This is a genomic window from Gordonia sp. 34D (assembly GCF_056682775.1).
In genome coordinates, this window is sequence record NZ_CM155293.1 from 1426168 (window position 1) to 1445704 (window position 19537).

Annotated in this window: 15 protein-coding genes and 1 pseudogene; 3 read left to right on the top strand and 13 right to left on the bottom strand. The window is 64.3% G+C overall.

Going from position 1 to position 19537, the window contains the following annotated elements; genetic code table 11:
* Positions 1-3: 3 nt before the first annotated feature.
* The 12 genes from ffh to AC1L34_RS06680 form a co-directional block, all read right to left on the bottom strand.
* Positions 4-1584 carry a signal recognition particle protein gene (gene ffh, locus AC1L34_RS06625; RefSeq protein WP_424296360.1) on the bottom strand — a complete coding sequence of 527 codons (1581 nt, stop codon included), beginning with the start codon at positions 1582-1584 and terminating at the stop codon, positions 4-6.
* A gap of 54 nt (positions 1585-1638) precedes the next feature.
* Positions 1639-4074 carry a [protein-PII] uridylyltransferase gene (locus tag AC1L34_RS06630; protein WP_424322884.1) on the bottom strand — a complete coding sequence of 812 codons (2436 nt, stop codon included), beginning with the start codon at positions 4072-4074 and terminating at the stop codon, positions 1639-1641.
* Positions 4049-4387, bottom strand: coding sequence for a P-II family nitrogen regulator (locus tag AC1L34_RS06635; protein WP_424297467.1), 339 nt, complete (start codon positions 4385-4387; stop codon positions 4049-4051). The genes AC1L34_RS06630 and AC1L34_RS06635 overlap by 26 nt, the downstream gene beginning before the upstream one ends.
* A 44-nt stretch (positions 4388-4431) precedes the next feature.
* Entirely contained in the window at positions 4432-5766 is a 1335-nt protein-coding gene (locus AC1L34_RS06640; RefSeq protein WP_424297465.1) for an ammonium transporter, read from the bottom strand.
* Between the two features lie 298 nt (positions 5767-6064).
* Positions 6065-7582 carry a class I adenylate-forming enzyme family protein gene (locus tag AC1L34_RS06645; RefSeq protein ID WP_424294348.1) on the bottom strand — a complete coding sequence of 506 codons (1518 nt, stop codon included), beginning with the start codon at positions 7580-7582 and terminating at the stop codon, positions 6065-6067.
* A gap of 41 nt (positions 7583-7623) precedes the next feature.
* Positions 7624-9270, bottom strand: coding sequence for an acyl-CoA dehydrogenase family protein (locus AC1L34_RS06650; RefSeq protein ID WP_424294347.1), 1647 nt, complete (start codon positions 9268-9270; stop codon positions 7624-7626).
* 44 nt (positions 9271-9314) lie between these two features.
* Entirely contained in the window at positions 9315-9941 is a 627-nt protein-coding gene (locus AC1L34_RS06655; protein ID WP_424294346.1) for a TetR/AcrR family transcriptional regulator, read from the bottom strand.
* Between the two features lie 235 nt (positions 9942-10176).
* Entirely contained in the window at positions 10177-11625 is a 1449-nt protein-coding gene (gene ftsY / locus AC1L34_RS06660; protein WP_424294345.1) for a signal recognition particle-docking protein FtsY, read from the bottom strand.
* Positions 11626-11641: 16 nt separating this feature from the next.
* Positions 11642-15301 (bottom strand): chromosome segregation protein SMC, encoded by a 3660-nt coding sequence (smc, locus tag AC1L34_RS06665; protein ID WP_424294344.1) that lies wholly within the window; start codon positions 15299-15301, stop codon positions 11642-11644.
* Positions 15302-15374: 73 nt separating this feature from the next.
* A complete protein-coding gene (locus AC1L34_RS06670; RefSeq protein ID WP_424294343.1) occupies positions 15375-15662 on the bottom strand; it encodes an acylphosphatase in 288 nt (95 codons plus the stop codon).
* A gap of 5 nt (positions 15663-15667) precedes the next feature.
* The gene (locus AC1L34_RS06675; RefSeq protein WP_424294342.1) at positions 15668-16075 is read right to left on the bottom strand and encodes an OsmC family protein; all 408 of its coding nucleotides are present in this window, start codon (positions 16073-16075) and stop codon (positions 15668-15670) included.
* Positions 16076-16160: 85 nt separating this feature from the next.
* Positions 16161-16571 carry a RidA family protein gene (locus AC1L34_RS06680; protein WP_424294341.1) on the bottom strand — a complete coding sequence of 137 codons (411 nt, stop codon included), beginning with the start codon at positions 16569-16571 and terminating at the stop codon, positions 16161-16163.
* A gap of 56 nt (positions 16572-16627) precedes the next feature.
* On the opposite strand from AC1L34_RS06680, the gene AC1L34_RS06685 reads away from it, so the two are divergent.
* Together AC1L34_RS06685 and AC1L34_RS06690 are read left to right on the top strand one after the other, a co-directional pair.
* The gene (locus tag AC1L34_RS06685; RefSeq protein WP_424294340.1) at positions 16628-17032 is read left to right on the top strand and encodes a winged helix-turn-helix transcriptional regulator; all 405 of its coding nucleotides are present in this window, start codon (positions 16628-16630) and stop codon (positions 17030-17032) included.
* 311 nt (positions 17033-17343) lie between these two features.
* Positions 17344-17787 (top strand): type II toxin-antitoxin system VapC family toxin, encoded by a 444-nt coding sequence (locus AC1L34_RS06690; protein WP_424294339.1) that lies wholly within the window; start codon positions 17344-17346, stop codon positions 17785-17787.
* A 32-nt stretch (positions 17788-17819) separates the two neighbouring features.
* On the opposite strand, the pseudogene AC1L34_RS06695 reads toward AC1L34_RS06690, so the two are convergent.
* Positions 17820-17981 (bottom strand): annotated as a pseudogene (locus AC1L34_RS06695) (zinc finger domain-containing protein); the annotation flags it as partial.
* A 38-nt stretch (positions 17982-18019) separates the two neighbouring features.
* On the opposite strand from AC1L34_RS06695, the gene AC1L34_RS06700 reads away from it, so the two are divergent.
* The gene (locus AC1L34_RS06700) at positions 18020-19480 is read left to right on the top strand and encodes a recombinase family protein (RefSeq protein WP_480035199.1); all 1461 of its coding nucleotides are present in this window, start codon (positions 18020-18022) and stop codon (positions 19478-19480) included.
* Positions 19481-19537: the final 57 nt, after the last annotated feature.

Below are 19537 nucleotides of genomic sequence, written 5' to 3' on the forward strand. Positions count from 1 at the left end.
TCGCTACTTTTTGGGGAACTTCAGGTCGTTGAGGTCGATACCTTCGAGGCCCGGCGGAAGTTCGTCCAGCCCCGGCGGCATGTTCGACAAGTCGAAGCCCGGAGGCATGCCCGGCATTCCCATCCCCGGCATGCCGGGGAATCCGCCGCGCATGGCCTTGGGTGGCGTCGGTCCGCGTCCGCTTCCCTTGCCCTTCTTCCCCTTCTTGCCCTTGCGGTTGTTCTTTCGCCCGCCGCCCATGCCCATACCCATGCGGCCGGACATCTGCGACATCATCTTGCGCGCAGCAAAGAAGCGATCAACGAGTTGGTTCACGTCGGTCACCGTGACACCGGAACCCTTGGCGATACGGATGCGGCGCGAGGCGTTGATGATCTTCGGATCGTCACGCTCGGCGGGCGTCATGCCGCGAATAATCGCCTGGATCTTGTCGAGCTGCGAGTCGTCGACCTGCGAGAGGGCTTCCTTCATGTCACCGGCACCCGGCAGCATGCCGAGGATGTTGCCGATCGGGCCCATCTTGCGGATCATCATCATCTGCTGAAGGAAGTCCTCCAGCGTCAGTTCGCCCTGACTGATCTTGGCGGCAGTCTTCTCGGCTTCGGCGGCATCGAAGTGCTGCTCGGCCTGCTCGATAAGCGAGAGGACATCGCCCATGCCGAGAATGCGGCTGGCCATGCGGTCGGGGTGGAAGACATCGAATTCTTCGAGCTTTTCGCCGGTCGACGCGAACATGATGGGTCGACCGGTGATTTCGCGGACCGACAGGGCCGCACCACCGCGGGCGTCACCGTCGAGCTTGGTGAGGACCACACCGGTGAAGTCGACACCGTCGGCGAAGGCCTGGGCGGTGGTGACCGCGTCCTGACCGATCATGGCGTCGAGCACAAACAGGACTTCGTCGGGGCTGGTGGCGTCGCGAATCGCGGTCGCCTGGCTCATCAACTCCTGGTCGATACCGAGACGACCCGCGGTGTCAATGATGACAACGTCGTGCTGCTTGTCGCGCGCTTCCTGGACACCGGCTTCGGCAACCTGGACCGGGCCCTGCGAACCGTCGACGCCGAGTGAGCCTTCGCCACCCACCGAAGTACCGGGGTTGGGAGCGAACACCGGCACGCCAGCCCGCTCACCGACGATTTGCAACTGCTGCACGGCGCCGGGACGCTGCAGGTCACAGGCCACCAACAGCGGCGTATGCCCCTGCGTCACCAGCCATGCCGCCAGCTTTCCGGCAAGCGTCGTCTTACCGGCACCCTGCAGACCAGCCAGCATGATGACCGTCGGCGGGTTCTTCGCGAGATAGAGCCGTCGGGTCTCGCCGCCCAAGATGGCGATGAGTTCCTCGTTGACGACCTTGACGATCTGCTGCGCCGGGTTCAGCGCCCCGGAGACCTCGGCGCCCTTGGCGCGCTCTTTGACGCGTCCAATGAACGAACGCACAACGGGCAACGAAACGTCGGCCTCGAGCAATGCCAGTCGGATTTCCCGTGCGGTGGCATCAATATCGGCGTCAGTAAGCCGCCCCTTGCCGCGCAGGTCCTTCAGAGCACCGGTCAACCGGTCAGAGAGGGATTCGAACATTCCCCCATCTTTCCACGTCGACGCAACCGGCGGGCCCGCGGGAGGCGTACACCGTCACCGCGCGGGCGCGCAGACCGCGAGCACCGCGGCCGTCAACGCTTCCCTGGCCGCGACACTCTCGTCCGGCAAAGTGACGCTGAACGTGTCGACGGCGGTGGCACCCAGCGTCGAGACCGTCGCCCAATCGACGTTGACCCCGCCCGCTTCCAATTCTGCGGCGACCTTCGCGAGGAGCCCCTCATCGTCGGCGGCCCGCAGTTCAAGGAGCCAATGCCCCGCGCCCCCGGTTAACCAACGGGCTCGCGGAGGTGCGACGACCCGCGTGACCGGAACCGCCGTTTGCGCGGAAGTTCCGGCCTCGGGTAGTCGTGCCGCGGTGCGCGCGGCCAGTTCGACGATCGGGTGGTAATCACCGGCCAACGACGCATTGAGTCGCTGCCGCAGCAACTGGGCGTTGGGTGGCCCACCGAAGGTCGGCATCACAACAAACGTGTCGACGGCGTGGCCCGCATGCGAGGCGAGCGTCGCCGAGTGTGCTTGCAGCCCCGCCACCGCCAACACGCCCGCCATCGTCGACAGCAACCCTCGACGGTCCGGCGCAATCATCGTCACGATCGACATGTTGGGGCCATCGCCCCGTTCCACCAGCACGTGCAGGCCACCTCGCTCGGCAAGGTCGCGCAATTCCGGTGATACAGGTTCCGGCACGGAGATCGGAGACCCGCCGATATGCGCGACGACGCGATCGACCAACCCCGAAATCAGCGACGACTTCCACTCACCCCACACCCCTGGCCCCGTAGCGCGTGAGTCGGCTTCACTGAGGGCACCGAGGACTTCCACGACCACCGCGTTGTTCCCCAGTTTCTCGGCTACTTCAGCAACGACCGCCGGATCGGTCGAATCCCGACGCGTCACCACTTGATGCAGCAGCAGGTGGTGCCGAACCACCTGGTTGACGACTTCACGGTCCGGTGCCCACAGCCCCAATCGCCGTCCGACGGTGTCGGCGAGTTCGGCACCGACCTCGCAGTGGTCTGGCCCGCCCGGGCCATCTTTTCCAGCGGAACTCTTCCCGATGTCGTGCAGGAGCGCACTCAGAAGCAGGAGGTCGGGCCGCGACAGGCTGGTTGTCAGTTCCGCGGAGAACGCGACCGTCTCGATGAGGTGCCGATCGACGGTCCACGTGTGGATGCCGTCACGTGGCGGCACGTCACGGACGCGATCCCATTCGGGAAACAATCGACCCCAAAGACCTGCACGGTCGAGCATTTCGACGGGACCGGCCATATCGTGCCCCGATGCCAGCAGAACCAGCAGATCCGAGAGCACCTCAATTGACCAGGGCTCCGGCATCGGCGCGCCGTACTTGGCCAGCCGTTCCAGGGTGGGCCCGTTGATCGGGAGTCGGTTGCGCGCCGCGGCGGCGGCCACGCGGATAACCAAACCCGGATCGCTGCTCGGGATGGCCGATCGCGCCAACACCACTTCGCCGTTGTGTTCCACCACCCCTTCGTCGAGTGGGCGACGCAGCGGCGACCGCCGTAGGCGGGAAAAACCGCGACGACTAACCGCATTCTGTGCGGTCCGCAGGCCGGCGTCGACGGCATACGACGCGGTGCGCCCGGCATCGCTGATTCGGCGTGATAGTTCGAAGCGGTCACCCACCCCCAACGCCTCTGCGATCTCGTCCGCGTCCTGCGCGCGAACCTGATCACGGGAACGGCCAGCAATCCGGTGGGCTTCGTCGCGGACGCCGAGCAGAAAGTCGTATGCCTGCGCCAACGGTGACCCTTCGGTGCCGGGGTCCAACCGATCCAGACCGTCCGTCAATTGAGCGAGGGCCAAAGCATTGAGCAATTGGATGTCGCGGAGGCCACCGCGGCCATTCTTCAAATCCGGTTCCGCGCGGTGCGCGATATCGCCGGACCGCCGCCACCGATCCTGGGTTGCCTCAAGCACCTGCGGCAGTCGCAGTCGTGCCTCAGAGCGCCACAAGTTGCGGACCGAGGTGGTCATCAGCCCGGCAAGATCCGCGTCACCGGCGATGAAGCGGGAGTCAAGTAGTCCCAGTGCCGCGGTGGCGTCTTCCCGGGTGACCCGCAGGGCGTCCGGGACCGAACGCACACTGTGATCAAGCTTGATCCCTGCGTCCCAGAGCGGATACCACAGTCCGTCTGCCACCTGCGACAGTCGTTCCGGGTAGCGGTCGTCGTGCACCAGGATCAGGTCCAGATCGGAGTATCCGACCATCTCGTTGCGGCCCAGACTGCCGACCGCCACGACGGCGAATCCGCTCTGATCGACGATGCCGAGAGCTTTGGCGCGCTCGCTGATCCAGTCTTCGAATACCGCGCCGATCGCTGCCCGACGCCTTGCCCCGGTCAGTGATTCATCTTGCAGGACAACTGTTCTGACGGCAGCCAGGGTGGCCCCGGACGTTGGGTCCGGGGCCGCGCGGCCATCAGATGGCTTCGGGTCCGCGTTCACCGGTTCGCACCCGAATGATCGACTCCACCGGCATCACCCAAACTTTGCCGTCACCAATCTTTCCGGTGCGGGCGGCTTCGACGATGACGTCGGTGACCTGGTCGACGGCTTCGTCATCGACGACTACCTCGACGCGCACCTTCGGGACGAAGTCGACGGCGTACTCGGCACCGCGATACACCTCGGTGTGCCCCTTCTGGCGGCCGTAGCCTTGTACTTCACTGACGGTCATCCCGACGATCCCGATTTGCTCAAGCCCCGCCTTCACATCTTCGAGGGTGAACGGCTTGACGATTGCGGTGATCAGCTTCATGGATTACCCCTTCTCTCACAAACGAGACTAGTTGCTAGAAGAACTCATGCCGGCTCATACGCGCTCTCGGCGTGCTGCGCGCCGTCGATCCCGCCGAGTTCGGCCTCGCGGTCGACCCTCCAGCCCAAGGGCTTGAGGACGAGTGCGATCAGGTAGGTCAAGATTCCGGTAAAGGCGAGGGCACTGAACGCGATGACGGTCTGGACGGCAAGCTGCTTCAGGTCGTGGCCGTAGAAGAGTCCCGTTTCCTTCGCGAGGAGGCCGATGGCGATAGTTCCCCACAGACCGGACACCAGGTGGACGCCGACGACGTCGAGCGAATCGTCGAAACCGAACCGGTACTTCAGGCTGATCGCCAATGCCGAGAGGATGCCAGCAACAACACCGAGCAGTAGCGCGCCAACCGGTGTGATGGATCCGCACGCCGGAGTCACCGCGACGAGACCGGCGACGATGCCGGAAGCGGCGCCGACGCTGGTGGGGTGACGGTCGCGGATCCATTCAACGATGAGCCAACCGACCATGGCGGCGGCGGTAGCGGCCGCGGTGTTGACCCAAGCGAGGCCAGCAATGCCGTCTGCGGCGAGCGCGGAGCCCGCGTTAAAGCCGAACCAGCCGAACCACAGGAGTGCGGCACCGAGCATGACGAAGGGAATGTTGTGCGGGCGGTAGGCCGTGTTGCCGAATCCGCGACGCTTACCGACGACCAGGGCCAGAACCAAGCCCGCGATACCGGCATTGATGTGTACGACGGTGCCACCGGCAAAGTCGATGGGTGCCACTTTGGCCACGCCGTCGGCCACGCCAAACATCCACGACGCGATCGAGTCTTTGGCGTTGGAGAGCAGTCCCCCACCCCACACCATGTGGGCGAGCGGGAAGTAGACGATGGTGGTGAACAGCACAGTGAAGGCAACCCACGTAGCGAACTTCACGCGTTCGGCGAGGGCACCGCTGATGAGGGCCACGGTAATCACGGCGAAGGTCAACTGGAACGCCAAGAACACGATCGCGGGGATGTGGGTACTGCCCCACACGACGACCTCGGTGGTCCCGTTGACGTCTCGTGTCTGCGTCAGCTGATCAGATCCGAAGAGCGACAGCGGGTTGGAGAAAACGCCGCCGATGTCACCGTCGCCGGTGAGGCTGTTTCCGAAGGACATTGAGAAGCCCCACAGGATGTAGATGACGGTCACTGTTCCGAGTGCCGCGAACGACATCATCATCATGTTGAGTACTGATTTGCCACGGGAAAGTCCGCCGTAGAAGAACGCCAGGGCCGGCGTCATCAGCAACACGAGCGCGGCGCTCATGAGGACCCACGCGGTATTGCCCGCGTCAATTGTTCCGAACACGTCGTCCGGCAAGGCAATCTGCACGGTTGCACCTCCTCGAAGGAACGTCGCCCATCGACGTCCCACGAGAAGAATGCAAGCGAAGTGTTGCGTGCCGTTACGCCCCGATGTTTCGACTTCGTCAAGGATTCCCGCTTGTGTTTCGGCTGTGTAACTCGCCGCCCGCCCAACTTTCGCGCTCGGGCCACCCCTTCCCCGCCCGCCCCTTTTCTGTCACAAAACGACCAGACCGTCACCGATCGCACTGATCGGTGACGGTCTGGTCGGATGTCGACGACGCTTTGTGACAGAAAAGGGACGAATTCGACGGTGGGCCGACGTCCTACAGCGATTCGCGGAGGACGTGTTTGACGATCTTGCCGCTCGGATTGCGCGGAAGAGCATCAACGACGACCACTTCTCGGGGCAGCTTGTAGCGCGCGAGCTTGTCGGCGAGAAATTCACGCACCTCTTCGACGGTGATATCGGCACCGTCGTTCGTGACACACACCGCGACCACCGTCTCACCCCATTCTGGGTGCGGCCGACCAATAATCGCGACGTCGGCCAGGCGCGGGTGACCGCGCAGCACCTCTTCGACCTCCTGCGAATGGACGTTCTCACCTCCGACGATGATCACATCCTTCAGGCGGTCGACGATGTAGAGGTAGCCGTCGTCGTCCATGCGCGCGACGTCGCCGGTACGGAACCAGTCACCGTCGAACGAGTCTGCGGTCGCGGCGTCGTTCTCGAAATAGCCGATCATCCGGCTGTCGCCGCGGAGCCAAATCTCGCCCGTGCCTCCGGGGCCAACGTCGACGCCGTTCGCGTCGACCAAACGTAAGTCGATGGCAACCATGCCACCCCGCCCGATGGATCCAGCTTTGGTTACTTGTTCGTGCGGATAGAGCGCGGTGCCCGCGGGTCCCATCTCGCTCATTCCGTACACCTGGAAGAACCTGTCACTGCGGTAGGTATCGACCAGCCGACGAGCGGTGTGCTCCCCCAGCGATGCCCCGCCGTACAGCCACTTCGACACCGTCGACAGGTCGTAGTCGGCAAAGTTGATCTTCCCGGCGTCGGCCATCTGAACGGGCAACAGGTACGCGATCGGCGAACCAAAGAACGCGGTAATCCGGTGCTTATCGACAGTTGGGAGGAACGCGGTCGGGTCAAATTCGCGCATCAGCACCGTTGTGGCACCGAGAGAAATCATCGTCAGGAGCCAGTCGTTCAGCGGTGCCGCATGCCAGATGGGCATCGCCAGCAGGAACCGCTCTTCGGAAGTGAAGCCGAGAGTCGCGGACAGCGCCGGACCCAGTCCCGAGAGGGTGCGATGCGTATGCAGGCACCCCTTGGGTGAACTTGTGGTCCCGGACGTATAGAGGATCTGTGCCACATCGTCGAGGTTGCCGCTGACCGGACCCACGATGGGTGCGGCCCCCGCCACTAGCGCATCGAAATCCGACAGCCCCTCGTGGCCGGATTCGGTTGTCAGCCAAGAGGTTTCCGAACCGGCGCTCACAGCGGTGGCCGCCAGCGAGCCCGACACCACGCCGATCGACGCACCACTGTGCCCGACCGCGTAGGCCACCTCCGGTGCAGCGAACTTGTGATTGACCGGGACCAGCACAGCTCCGGCAAACCACGCGCCGAACGCCGCGACGACAAAGCCCGGCGTGTTGTAAGTCATTACCGCGACGCGGTCGCCCGGCTTGACGCCAGCCTCAACGAAGACCGATCCCGCACGGCGGCACTTGTCGAGCAGGTCGTAGTAGGTGATCGTTTCCGCCCCAAACTCCAGGGCGGGTTTCGTTGGGAATTGGCGCGCACTGCGCTCAAGGGTGGCAGTCAGATGCATCAAATGGGTCTTTCGATGGGGAGGATTGGTGAACTAGCAGGTCACGCCCGTGCGGCAATGCCAGCAAGGTCGAGCGAGGAGTCGAGGACGCCATACATGTGGCCGGGGTCAGCGATACGGCCAGCCATGAAGGCGTCGGTCACCGACTCCGGTGCCTGGCGGATGAGAATGGCACCCTGCAGCGCGATCGCCATGGACTCGGTGAGTCGACGTGCGAGCGCGGGAGCGGCGGTCGGATCGGCTGCTGCTTGCGCGATCAACTTGCGGGTCTTCTCGACGTGCAGGTCGTAGTCGCGATACACGCCGAGCGACCGCTCAAATTCGTTATCGACGGCCTCCACCGACAGCGGATCACGCATCATCGCGCGGAGGACGTCGAGGGCAATCACATTGCCCGAGCCTTCCCAGACGGCCATAACTGGCTGCTCACGGTAGCGGCGCGAGAGCGGGAACCCGTTCTCGCAGTAGCCATTGCCGCCCAGGCATTCCAGTGCCTCGTAGGCGTGGTTGGGTCCACGCTTGCAGACCCAATACTTGCCGACGGCCGTCGCCAGGCGACGGAAGGCGGCCGATTCTTCAGCCTCGTCGTCGTACGCGGCCGCCAAACGCATGCCAGTCCAGATTGCGGCTTCGGCCTCAAGCTGAAGGTCGGCGACGACGGCGGTCATGGCCGGCTGGTCGATCAGCGTGGCACCAAAGGCCGAACGATTGCGAACATGCCAGGCTGCCTCCGCGACCGACTGGCGCATGCCTGCAGCGCTGCCGAGGATGCAGTCGAGGCGGGTCTGGTTGACCATCTCGATGATGGTCCGGACGCCCGCCCCCTCATCGCCGAGACGCCAGCCCACGGTGCCGTCGAATTCAATTTCGCTCGAGGCATTCGACTTGTTGCCGAGCTTGTCTTTCAGCCGCTGGATGTTGAAAACGTTGCGCGTGCCGTTGGGCAGGACGCGCGGAACGACGAAACAGGTGACGCTCGATGCCCCTGGTTGATCCGTTTTCGATTCGGTCTTCGCGAGCACCAGGAACGCGTCCGACTGCGGTGCCGAGCAGAACCACTTGTGGCCGGTGATCAGGTAGGTGCCGTCGGACTGAGCTACCGCGCGGGTGGTGTTGGCGCGAACGTCGGAGCCGCCCTGCTTCTCGGTCATGGCCATGCCGAAGATTGCCGAGGACTTGTCGCCAGCTCCGAGGTCGTGCTGGTAGTCGGTGGAGAACACTTTCGGCAGCCACAGGTCGGCGAGTTTCTCGTCGACACGCAGCGACGGCACCACTGCGTGGGTCATGCTGACCGGGCACGCATGACCGGGTTCAATCTGGCCGAATTGCATGAACATCGCCGCTCGGGCCACGTGTGCGCCGTCGCGCGGATCGGACCAGCAGCTGGTGTGCGCGCCGTGGGCGATGGCGTCGCCGATGATGCGGTGATACGCCGGGTGGAACTCCACATCGTCGATGCGGTTACCCCAGCGGTCGTGCGTCTGCAGCTTGGGGGTGATGGTGTTGGCGAGTTCGGCGTCCCGCTGAAAGTCGGCCTGACCAACAAGGGCACCGGCCGCGGTGAGCGATTCCGTTGCCCAGCCGCCCCCGTAGACGTTTACGGCCTCAACCAGTGCGGTGTGGCTGGTGTATTCATTGATGCCCGAGCGCGGCGGCGCTTGATTGAACACTTCGTGCGTGGTTGCCATGTTGACTCCTCAGTCTTTTCGGGCGAGTGATTGTGGTGGACGCGTCAGGCGGGGCTGGTGGCACCGAGCGCGAGGAAGCAGAAACGTCTGATGGTGGCGACGAGTTCGGTGGGGTCCGCGTGCGGGAGGAGGGTTGTCCCGGGGTCGAGCGCACCGACGAGGGCCTCGGAGATCGCCCCCATCAGCGCCGAGGCGACGACCGGCGCGTCCTGATCGACGAACGCCCCTTGAGCCACGCCGCGGGCGATGATCTGCTCCCCCAGGTCCCGATACGACTGCCGCAAGGTGAGTCGTTCGGCTTCGACTGCCGGGATCAGAGGTTCAAACAGCAACGACCACGCGAGGCGGCGGCCACGGAGGGCTCGATCGGCGAAGACGTCGATGAGGGTGCCCAATTGTTTGCCGGGATCGTCGCCCACCTGGTCGACGGCGCGTCTCACCTGGTTGAACTCGTATTGCGCGGCTTCGCGGAAGACTTCAGCGAGCAACGTCTCCCGGTTGTCGAAGTACGAGTAGACGGATCCGACGCTGACGCCACTACCTTCGGCGATCGCGGCGACCGTCGCACCAGAGAAGCCGGAGTCAGCGATGATCCCGCGTGCAGCGGAAAAGATCGCTTCCCGCTTCGCTTCGGCACTGCGACGGGTGGCCTCGGTCGGTCGGTAAGCCATGTCGCCTCCATTCGGCACGTCCAAATACCTCAAGGACTGAATCCATGTTCAACCCTTGAAAGAATTGAATCATCATTCAATCAATGGCACAAGGGACCGCCTCATTTCTGTCACGAAACGGGTCCGCAAAACGACTAGACCGTCACCGATCGCGTTGATCGGTGACGGTCTGGTCGAATCGTGACAGAAATGCGGAACTGGAGCGAAGCGAAAAGTCCGGGAATAAGAACCGGGGCTAGAGCAGGGCGTCGACGAAGGCTTCGGGGACGAAGGGGGCGAGGTCGTCGGCGCCTTCGCCGAGACCCACCAATTTCACCGGCACCCCGAGCTCTTCCTGGATGCGGAACACAATGCCGCCCTTGGCGGTGCCGTCGAGCTTCGTGAGTACCACACCCGTCAGGTCGACGACCTCGGCGAACACCTTGGCCTGCATCAGGCCGTTCTGTCCGACGGTCGCATCGAGCACGAGGAGCACTTCGTCGACCTTGGCTTTCTTCTCGACGACGCGCTTCACCTTCCCGAGCTCATCCATCAAACCGGTCTTGGTGTGCAAGCGACCAGCGGTATCGATGAGGACGACGTCGACACCTTCGGAGATGCCAGTCGAGACGGCGTCGAACGCGACCGAAGCCGGATCTGCGCCCTCCTTGCCGCGAACAATGCTGGCACCGACGCGTTCGCCCCAGGTCTGCAACTGATCGGCGGCGGCGGCACGGAAGGTGTCTGCAGCACCGAGGAGCACACGACGACCATCGGCCACCAGAACGCGGGCCAGCTTGCCCGTGGTCGTAGTCTTGCCGACGCCATTCACACCGACCACCAGCACCACGGCAGGACCGCCAGCGTGTGGCAGGGCCTTCACAGACCTATCGAGTTCCGGGCGCAACTGTTCGACGAGGACCCGCTTCAAAGCGGCGCGGGCGTCAGCCGCAGTCCGGACCTTGCCGGAGGCGAGTTCGCCACGGAGGTTTTCGGTGACCGTCGCAGTGGCGGCGGTACCCAAGTCGGCCATCACGAGGGTGTCTTCGATTTCTTCCCAGCTGTCCTCGTCGAGGTCGCCAGCACCGAGCAAGCCGAGAACGCTGGCGCCGATGGCACCCTGCGACCTCGCCAACCGGCCGCGCAACCGCGACAGTCGCCCCTCTGTGGGATCGATTTCGTCGAGGGCGGGTGTGGCCAGTTCCGGTGCCACCTCCGGCACCTCGTCGACAATTTCCGGCTCGACCTCGGGTGCAACCGATTCGTCGACGGGAGCCTCGACCGGAACTTCGACCGCCGGAGTTTCCACAACTGGCGTTTCGGCAACCGGACTCTCACCAACCGGAGTCTCGACAACTGGAGCCTCGACAACTGGAGCCTCGACGACCGGTTCCTCAACAACCGCATCCTCGACAACCGGCGGTTCACAGACGGTCGGTCCGGTCGGCGGCACGACTGCCGGATGCTCGTCCCGTTCCAGCGTCGCTGACCCGGCACCGCCCTGACTGAAGCTGAACCCGGACTCGGCCTTATAGCCGCCCGACCGGTCGACTTGCCGCTGCGAGCCGTCGGTCACCTGCTCGGCGGCTTCGGTCTCCGACAGCGAAATACGACGCTTGCGGCTCAGTACGTAGCCGGTTACGCCGACAAAGGCGAGGACGGCAACGATCGCGATGATGATCGCAATAATGACTGGGGTTTCCACTTGAGGAGATGTCCCTTCAGCTGGTGGGAGCGGAATCGGTCGTGGTGAGTTCGGGAGTCGCGTCAGCCATCGCCATATCGGGTATATCGACCGTCGGTTTGATGTCGACACCGCGAAGGCGTTGGGAAATCACCTGGGTGATGCCGTCGCCCCGCATACTCACACCGTAGAGCGCGTCGGCGATTTCCATCGTCGGCTTTTGGTGCGTAATAACGATGAGCTGCGACTTCTCCCGCAATTGCTCAAATAGCGAGATCAGTCGACGCAGGTTGGCGTCGTCGAGCGCGGCTTCCACTTCGTCCATCACATAGAACGGTGACGGTCGTGCACGGAAGATCGCGACCAGCATGGCGACGGCGGTCAGTGACTTCTCGCCGCCCGACAACAACGATAGCCGCTTCACTTTTTTGCCCGGCGGTCGTGCTTCCACGTCGACGCCGGTGGTGAGCATGTCGTCGGGGTTGGTGAGGACCAGGCGTCCTTCGCCGCCCGGGAACAGGGTCGCGAACACCTGAACAAATTCCCGTTCGACGTCGGCGTAGGCCTCGGTGAAAACCTGCAGGATGCGGGCGTCGACGTCGTCGATCACCTCCAGCAGGTCTTGGCGAGCGGCCTTGACGTCTTCGAGTTGGGTCGAGAGAAAGCTGTAGCGCTCTTCCAGCGCCGCGAACTCCTCGAGCGCGAGGGGATTCACGCGACCAAGGGTCTTCAGATCTTTCTCTGCCTGCCGCGCTCGCCGCTCTTGGGTGGCACGGTCGTAGGGCATGGGGGCGGGCGCGACGACTTGATCGCCCCGTTCTTTCGCGTCCTGGTATTCGCGCATTTCGAGTTCGGAGGGCGGCATCGAGACGTCTGGTCCATATTCGGCGACGAGGTCGTCGGGGGCGATAGCGAACTGCTCCATCACTTGCTCTTCGAGCTGCTCGATGCGCAGGGCCGCCTGGGCTTTGGCGAGCTCGTCGCGGTGGACGGCGTCGCGCAGCTTGTTCATCACCGTTGTCAGCTGTTCCACCTGGGCGCGTAGCGCATCGACTTCGGCAGTGCGGGCTGACCTAATGCCTTCGAGTTCGTCGCGTGCCTCCGCTGCGGCAGCGGTGGCCTGGGCGACGGAGTCAGCGAGTTGTTCGCCGGTCTCCGTGACTGCGCTGGCAACCCCGGCGGCATAGCGGCGTTGCGCGTCTTGCTTGCGTTGTCGTTCTCGATTGGCGCGCTCGTTGACTGCGGCGCGGCGCAAACTTTCGGCCTTGCCGCGAACCGAAGCCAACCGTTCTTCTTCGGTACGCAGGGTCAGTCGTGTCTCGACCTCCGCCGAGCGGGCCGTCGCGACCTCGGCGGCGGTGGCCTCGCGCATGGCTCGATCTGCATCGCCGGTCGGGGCTTCTTCAACGCCGTCGATCGCCCGCGAAAGTCGTTCTTCCACCTCGGTGAGCTTCTCGAGGTTTTCTGCGCGCCCGAGTTCAACAAAGTTCCGCTGCCGCATCAACCGGTCCGACTCGTCGCGCGCGGCGCGAATATCGGCGCCGAGTCGGCCGAGCGTTTCATAGGCGGCACCGATGTTGGCATCGGACTCGTGCAGAGCGGCCTGCGCGCCATCTGCGGCGTCCTGAGCTTGCATTTGATGCGCCAGCGCGGTCGCGAGTTCTGATTCGAGGCGGGTCACGTCGGCTTCGGCCCGCGCAAGGTCGGAGGTCGCGGTGTCGATAGCCGAGGTGATTTCCAGGGTCGACGGGCGGCGGGAGGATCCGCCTTCGACGCTGGCCGCCGAAATCCGGTCTCCGTCGCGGGTCACCGCGATCAGGCCCAACTCCCCCGCCACTTTGAGGCCTGCGGTGGCATCATCGACCACCACGATGCCGGCCAGCAAGACGTCGAGTGCTCCGGCCACCGATTCGGGCGCTTGCACCTGGTCACGAGCCCACGTCACACCCGCTGGCAACGACACCGTCTGCGTATTGGTCCGCTGGGTCAGTCCGCCGACGATCAAGGCGGCACGACCGCCGTCGCCGCTGCGGAGGTCAGCGAGTGCTTGGACGGCGGCAATCCCGTCGACCGTCGCGATGGCTTCGGCAGCCGGTCCGAGCGCTCCGGCGAGGGCGGCTTCGTATCCGGGGGCGATGGTCAGCAGGTCAGCGAGCGGGGCGAGCAACCCTTCGGTCCCCTGCTCGATCAGCCATTTCCCGCCGTCGGCGCGGTCCAAGCCCACCGACAATGCCTCGATGCGGGCAGTGAGCGACGCGATGGAGCGCGACGCATCGCGTTCGGCGTGCTGCAACTGTTCAACGGCTGCGGTCGCCGCGGTGAGGGCTGCGGCCCGGTTCTCGAAGTTGTCGTCGAGGCCACGTTCGGCGTCTTCGAGGACCGAGACTCGCGCCACCTCTTCATCGAGGGCAACCTGCGCGGCTTCGGCGCGTTCGGCTGCGGCTTCGATCGCTGCGGACAGGCGCGAAGTTTCCGCGTCGACGGACTCGACTTTGGTGCGGAGGTTGGCCGCTTCGCCCTCGAGTCGGGCGAGTCCTTCGCGGCGGTCGGCGACGGCTTGGACAGCTTCCAGGTGCGCGCGTTCGGCGGCGTTGGCTGCCGATTCCGCCGCTTGCAGTTCAGCGGTCGCATACTCCAGTCGCTCAGCGGCAGCTTCAACGGCCGCAGTGTGCTCGGCTTCGGTGAGGGCGGCTTCTTCGGCTTGCAGTTCCAGTTGTTCCGGGTCGGGCCCGCTGGCGGCGACGCTCGGCGACGCCAGGTGCGAGGCGCGCTCGCTGGCCACGCGGAGGGTGCCGGTCACGCGTTCGGACAGCGCGCCCAACTGGTAGAACACTCGGCCTGCCTCGGTGGCGGCCGGCGAGACCTGCGCCAGGTGCTCTTGCGCTTCGTTCAGGGCTTCGGTGGCGGCGTCCAGCCCTGCCGCAACCTCATCCTGCTGGCGACGCACATCGGCTTCGACGGCGCTGTGCTGACTCATCTCGGCTCTGCGGGCGACGAGGTCGTCGGCTGCCAGTCGAAGCCGTGCGTCGCGGAGGTCGGCTTGCACGGTGGCTGCGCGGCGGGCCACTTCCGCTTGCTTCCCGAGCGGTTTGAGCTGGCGGCTCAGTTCGCTCGTGAGGTCGGTGAGGCGAGCCAGATTGGCCGCCATCGCGTCGAGTTTGCGGGCCGCCTTCTCGCGGCGTCGCCGATGCTTGAGGACACCGGCGGCTTCTTCGATGAAGGCGCGGCGTTCCTCCGGTCGCGATTCCAGGATCGCCGAGAGGCGCCCCTGCCCGACAATGACGTGCATTTCGCGGCCGATACCGGAGTCCGACAACAGTTCCTGCACGTCCATCAGACGCACGGTGTTGCCATTGATTTCGTACTCGCCCGCACCGTCGCGGAACATGCGGCGGGTCACCGAAACTTCGGAGTAGTCGATCGGGAGGGCACCATCGGAGTTGTCGATCGTGAGGGTCACTTCGGCGCGCCCGAGCGGTTGCCGACCCGAGGTGCCGGCGAAGATCACGTCGGCCATCTTTCCGCCGCGCAGAGCCTTGGCACCTTGCTCGCCCATTACCCAGGTCAGGGCGTCGACGACGTTGGATTTACCCGACCCGTTGGGCCCCACCACACAGGTGATCCCGGGTTCAAAGCGCAGCGTCGTGGACGACGCAAACGATTTGAACCCTTTGAGGGTGAGGCTCTTCAGGTGCACGACAGTAAAGCCTACCTATCGGCGGTGTCCGATTCCGCGTTCACCTGCGCTTTAGGCGCGTCGCGTCCGGGAGTCAGCGTTCGACGAACCGGGTGAGGTCACCACGCGGGGCATCGAAGGATTCGACGACGAGGTCCACGTGGCCTGCGGTCTTGCCCGAGCGCAATGCCGCAAGGAGTGCCCGTACGGCGTCCGGCGGGCCTTCGGCGACGACGAGGACACGCCCGTCGGGTTGGTTCGAGGCGTAGCCGACCAACCCGAGTTCTAGCGCGCGGGAACGTGTCCACCAGCGGAAACCGACGCCTTGGACGTGTCCGTGCACCCAGGCGGTCAGCCGCTGTGCAGGTTCGGGAGTGGTCATTGTGACTACTGGGTCTCGAACTTCAGGTCTACTTCGGTTCCGGCCTTGAGGGTGCGACCGACGGTGCAGACCTTGTCGATGGCCCGCTCGACGACGATCAGCAGGCGCTCGGCGGCTTCGGCGTCGAGCTCGGACAGGTCGAGTTCGAGCGTCTCGTCGAGCCTCGGATACACCTCATTTTCACGATCGGCGTCGCCGGATACGCGAATCGTGGCGTCGTAGTCGTCGCCGAGGCGACGCGACAGCGGACGGTCGGACGACATTCCCGAGCAGGCGGCCAGTGCGATCTTGAGGAGTTCGCCCGGGGTGAATACGCCGTCGACGTCTTCCGACCCGATCAGCACTTCCGCGCCCCGCGAACTCTGCCCGGTGTATCGGCGGGTCCCGGTCCGCTGGACCCACAATTCAGTCATGTCGCACTGCCTTTCGTCCGGCGCGTTCGGCCGTGATTGAGCATAGACGGGTCGGGTGGAGGCCGTTTTCCCCGATCCGCCCCGATCAGTCGAGGACCGCGGTCGCCTCGACTTCCACCAGCACGTCCGGTTCAAATAGCGCTGCGACGCCAATGAGCGAGGCCGGCGGCATCGGGGTCGGCAGCCCGATTTCGGTCGCGATACGAGTCAGCCCCTCGATAAACGCAGGCATCATCGAAGCTTCCCAACCGCGCACGTAGAACGTGAGCCGCACGACGTCGTCGAAGCTGGCCCCGACACCATTGAGACCGCGTGCGGTATTTCGAAGGGCGTGACCAACCTGCGCGGCAAGGTCAGCGCCGCCCAGCGGTTCACCGTCCGCGCCGCGTGCGACCTGGCCGCTGACGTGCACGTGTCTGGTGCCGGACGCGATCGCGACGTGGTGATAGGGAACGCCCTGCATCATTCCGTCTGGGTTCGCGAATGTGACTGTCATGGTGACTCCTTTGCAGTAGGTATATCTTTGATACCAAGGACTGAAAGGGCACTTCAATGGCACTTGATGCGGCAGCAAGACCAGGTATCACCGCCGATACCACCAACGACATCTCCGTGAGCGCCGGTCACCGGGAACTTCTCGGGCATGTGCTCGACAAATGGTCGCTGAGCGTTCTCAATACTCTGTGCGAGAAACCCTCGCGATTCAACGAACTTCGACGCGCCATTCCGGCGGTCTCGCAGCGGTCACTCACGACCACACTGCGACGCTTGGAGCGGAACGGGATCATCGAACGCGAGGTGGTCAGTACCCGTCCGGTCGCCGTCGAATACCGCATCACACCTCTTGGCAAGACCTTGCGCGGGCCGATTGACATCCTGCTGGCCTGGGCCGACGATCACCTCGCAGAGATCGAGTCGGCACGAGCAAGTTTCGACCTCGCAGACGACGAAGGCTAGTCACACTCTCTGCATGCATGACATGTAATACAGTGAAGTATGGAGAATATCGCCGGGCTCAGGGATCTGAACCATCACCCGGGCGCGTTTCTACGCGAAGTAACCGAAACGAACACCCTCGTCATCACCGAGAACGGCGTTCCTCGATGGCGCGTCATTCCCTATGTCGAAGACCCAAACGCGAACAACCTCGACGCCATGGCTCTACGAGGCCTACTTCGCCGCTCCACTGCGAAATTCACACCTCCGCCGCGGCACAGTTCGCAAACCGGAACTAGCGAACAGATACTCGAAGAATTGCGTGGCGACTGGTGAACGTCATCTACCTCGATACGTCGGCCGCCGCCAAGCTCATTCTGGAAGAACCTGAAAGTGCAGGCGTTGCCGACGCACTTACAGCGCACACTGACGATGGCGGCGAACTTATCTCCTCCGCTCTGCTGCATACCGAACTCAGCCGAGTCGCGTTTCGGGCAGGAGTCCCGCAGCACCATGTGGACATGCTCACCGACATGATCAACCTCGTCGCCGTGATCCAGCCCATCCTCGACCGGGCCGCCGCCTTCAGGATCCACATCCGGACACTCGATGCGATCCATCTGGCTTCAGCGCAGGCGTTGACGAGCCTTCGGCCCGCAGTGTTGACCTTCGATAAGCAGATGCGCACCGCTGCCCAAGCCCTCAAACTGCCCATCGCTCAGTACACCGCCGGACCAGCAGGTCGCCCCGGCGTGATCATGACCATCGGCACCTGAACGGTCGGACAGATTCCGCACCCGGGTCTCAATCAGCGAGAGTTCCGCCTTGCACCCGGAGGTCGCTGACACTCCGGACAAAAGAACGACGACCGGTTCATGAATGCCTCCCGAACCATCGGCGTCTCGCAACGCCGGCACGGAAGCCCTTCGCGGCCATAAGCATTCAGTGCCCGCTCGAAGTACCCTGACTTCAACAGCATTAGACATTGATAGCCTACAGTGTCCTACTATGACCGTCGCCGCTGCATACCTCCGCGTCTCGAAGTCCGATGAAGATGATGACGAGTCACTGTCGCTGGAGACGCAGCGGCGCCGTATCCAGGCGCTTTGCACTGCCAGAGAGTGGGAGTACGGCCCCGAGTACATCGACGACGGCGTCTCGGCGACGAAGGCTCGCGGTGACAACACCGCGTGGTCGACCATGCTCGACCAGGTCGGTTCCGGGGCGTTCGACGTGATCGTCGCGCGGGATCTCGACCGCCTACTCCGGACATTGGAAGACCTCGTGCGGCTGATCGAGCGGAAGGCCCGAATCGTCACGGTCGACGGCGAGATCGACCTCACGACGGCAGACGGGGAGTTTCGGGCGACCATGCTCGCGGCGGTCGCCCGGTTCGAGATCCGTCGCAAGTCCGAGCGGGCCATCCACGCGAACGAGACGAGGCGGCTGAGAGGCGAGCCGGTGCTCCGGGCGAAGATCCTGGGGTTCGCCGAGGATGGCGTGACTCTGGTTCCAGAGGAAGCGGCCGCGGTCAAGAAGGCGTTCGAGGACTTCGTCACCGGTAAGAAGATCACGCACATCGCCCGTGACCTGAACGCGCTGGGCTACACCAGCTCGAAGGGACGGGAGTGGTCGAATGCGAACATCCGATCACTGCTGGGGAACGCGCGGTACAAGGGCGTGCTGACCAAGTGGGAACCCGATGCCGACAAGCGCAAGGCCACCGGATCGGCCGTCCAGGACTTGACCTATGCCGGTGCCTTCGAGGCGATTGTGAGCGTCGACGTCTTCGACGCCGCACAGAGCAAGCTGAGGGCGCCGGAGCGCCGTCGGGCGTGGGGCACAGAGCCGCGGCATTTGCTGTCGGGCCTGGCCTACTGCGGGAAGTGCGCCGACGACAAGACGAAGGTCTACACGTCGTACTACCAGCAGCGCCCCCGCACGTTGAAGTCCGGCGAGGAGCGAACGTACGAACCGGTGCGACTGTACGCGTGCCTCGCGCACAAGCACCTGTCGCGCAATGCCCAGAACGTCGAAGACTACGTCGTCGGAGAGTGGCTACTCCCCCGGCTGAGCCGCGCCGACGCCCGCGACCTGTTCGCTCCACCGGAGGAGGCCGGCGTCGACGTCGGGAAGCTGCGCGTTGAGCGTGCTGTGGTGAGCGAGAGGATCGACGGGCTGGCTGCGCTCTACGCCGAGGGCGTGTTGGACGGCGACGGCGTCAAGCACGAGTCGGTCAAGCTCCGCGGTCGGCTCAACGAGATCGACGCCTTGCTGACACCACGGTCGACGAACCCCGGCCTGACCGTGGTTCAGGCCGACGACGTCGAGGCTGCATGGCATGCGCTGGACACGGCGCGACAGCGGATCATCCTCAACGAAGTGCTGACCGTGACGATCCTGCCCAGCAAGAGGGGTGCGAAGGGATTCGACAAGAAGCTCATCGACGTGCGGTTTCGGTCCGACTAGATCCGGCTACGAACGGCTACACTCGGACCATCCCGGCAGATGCCGGGTGCGCCGCTG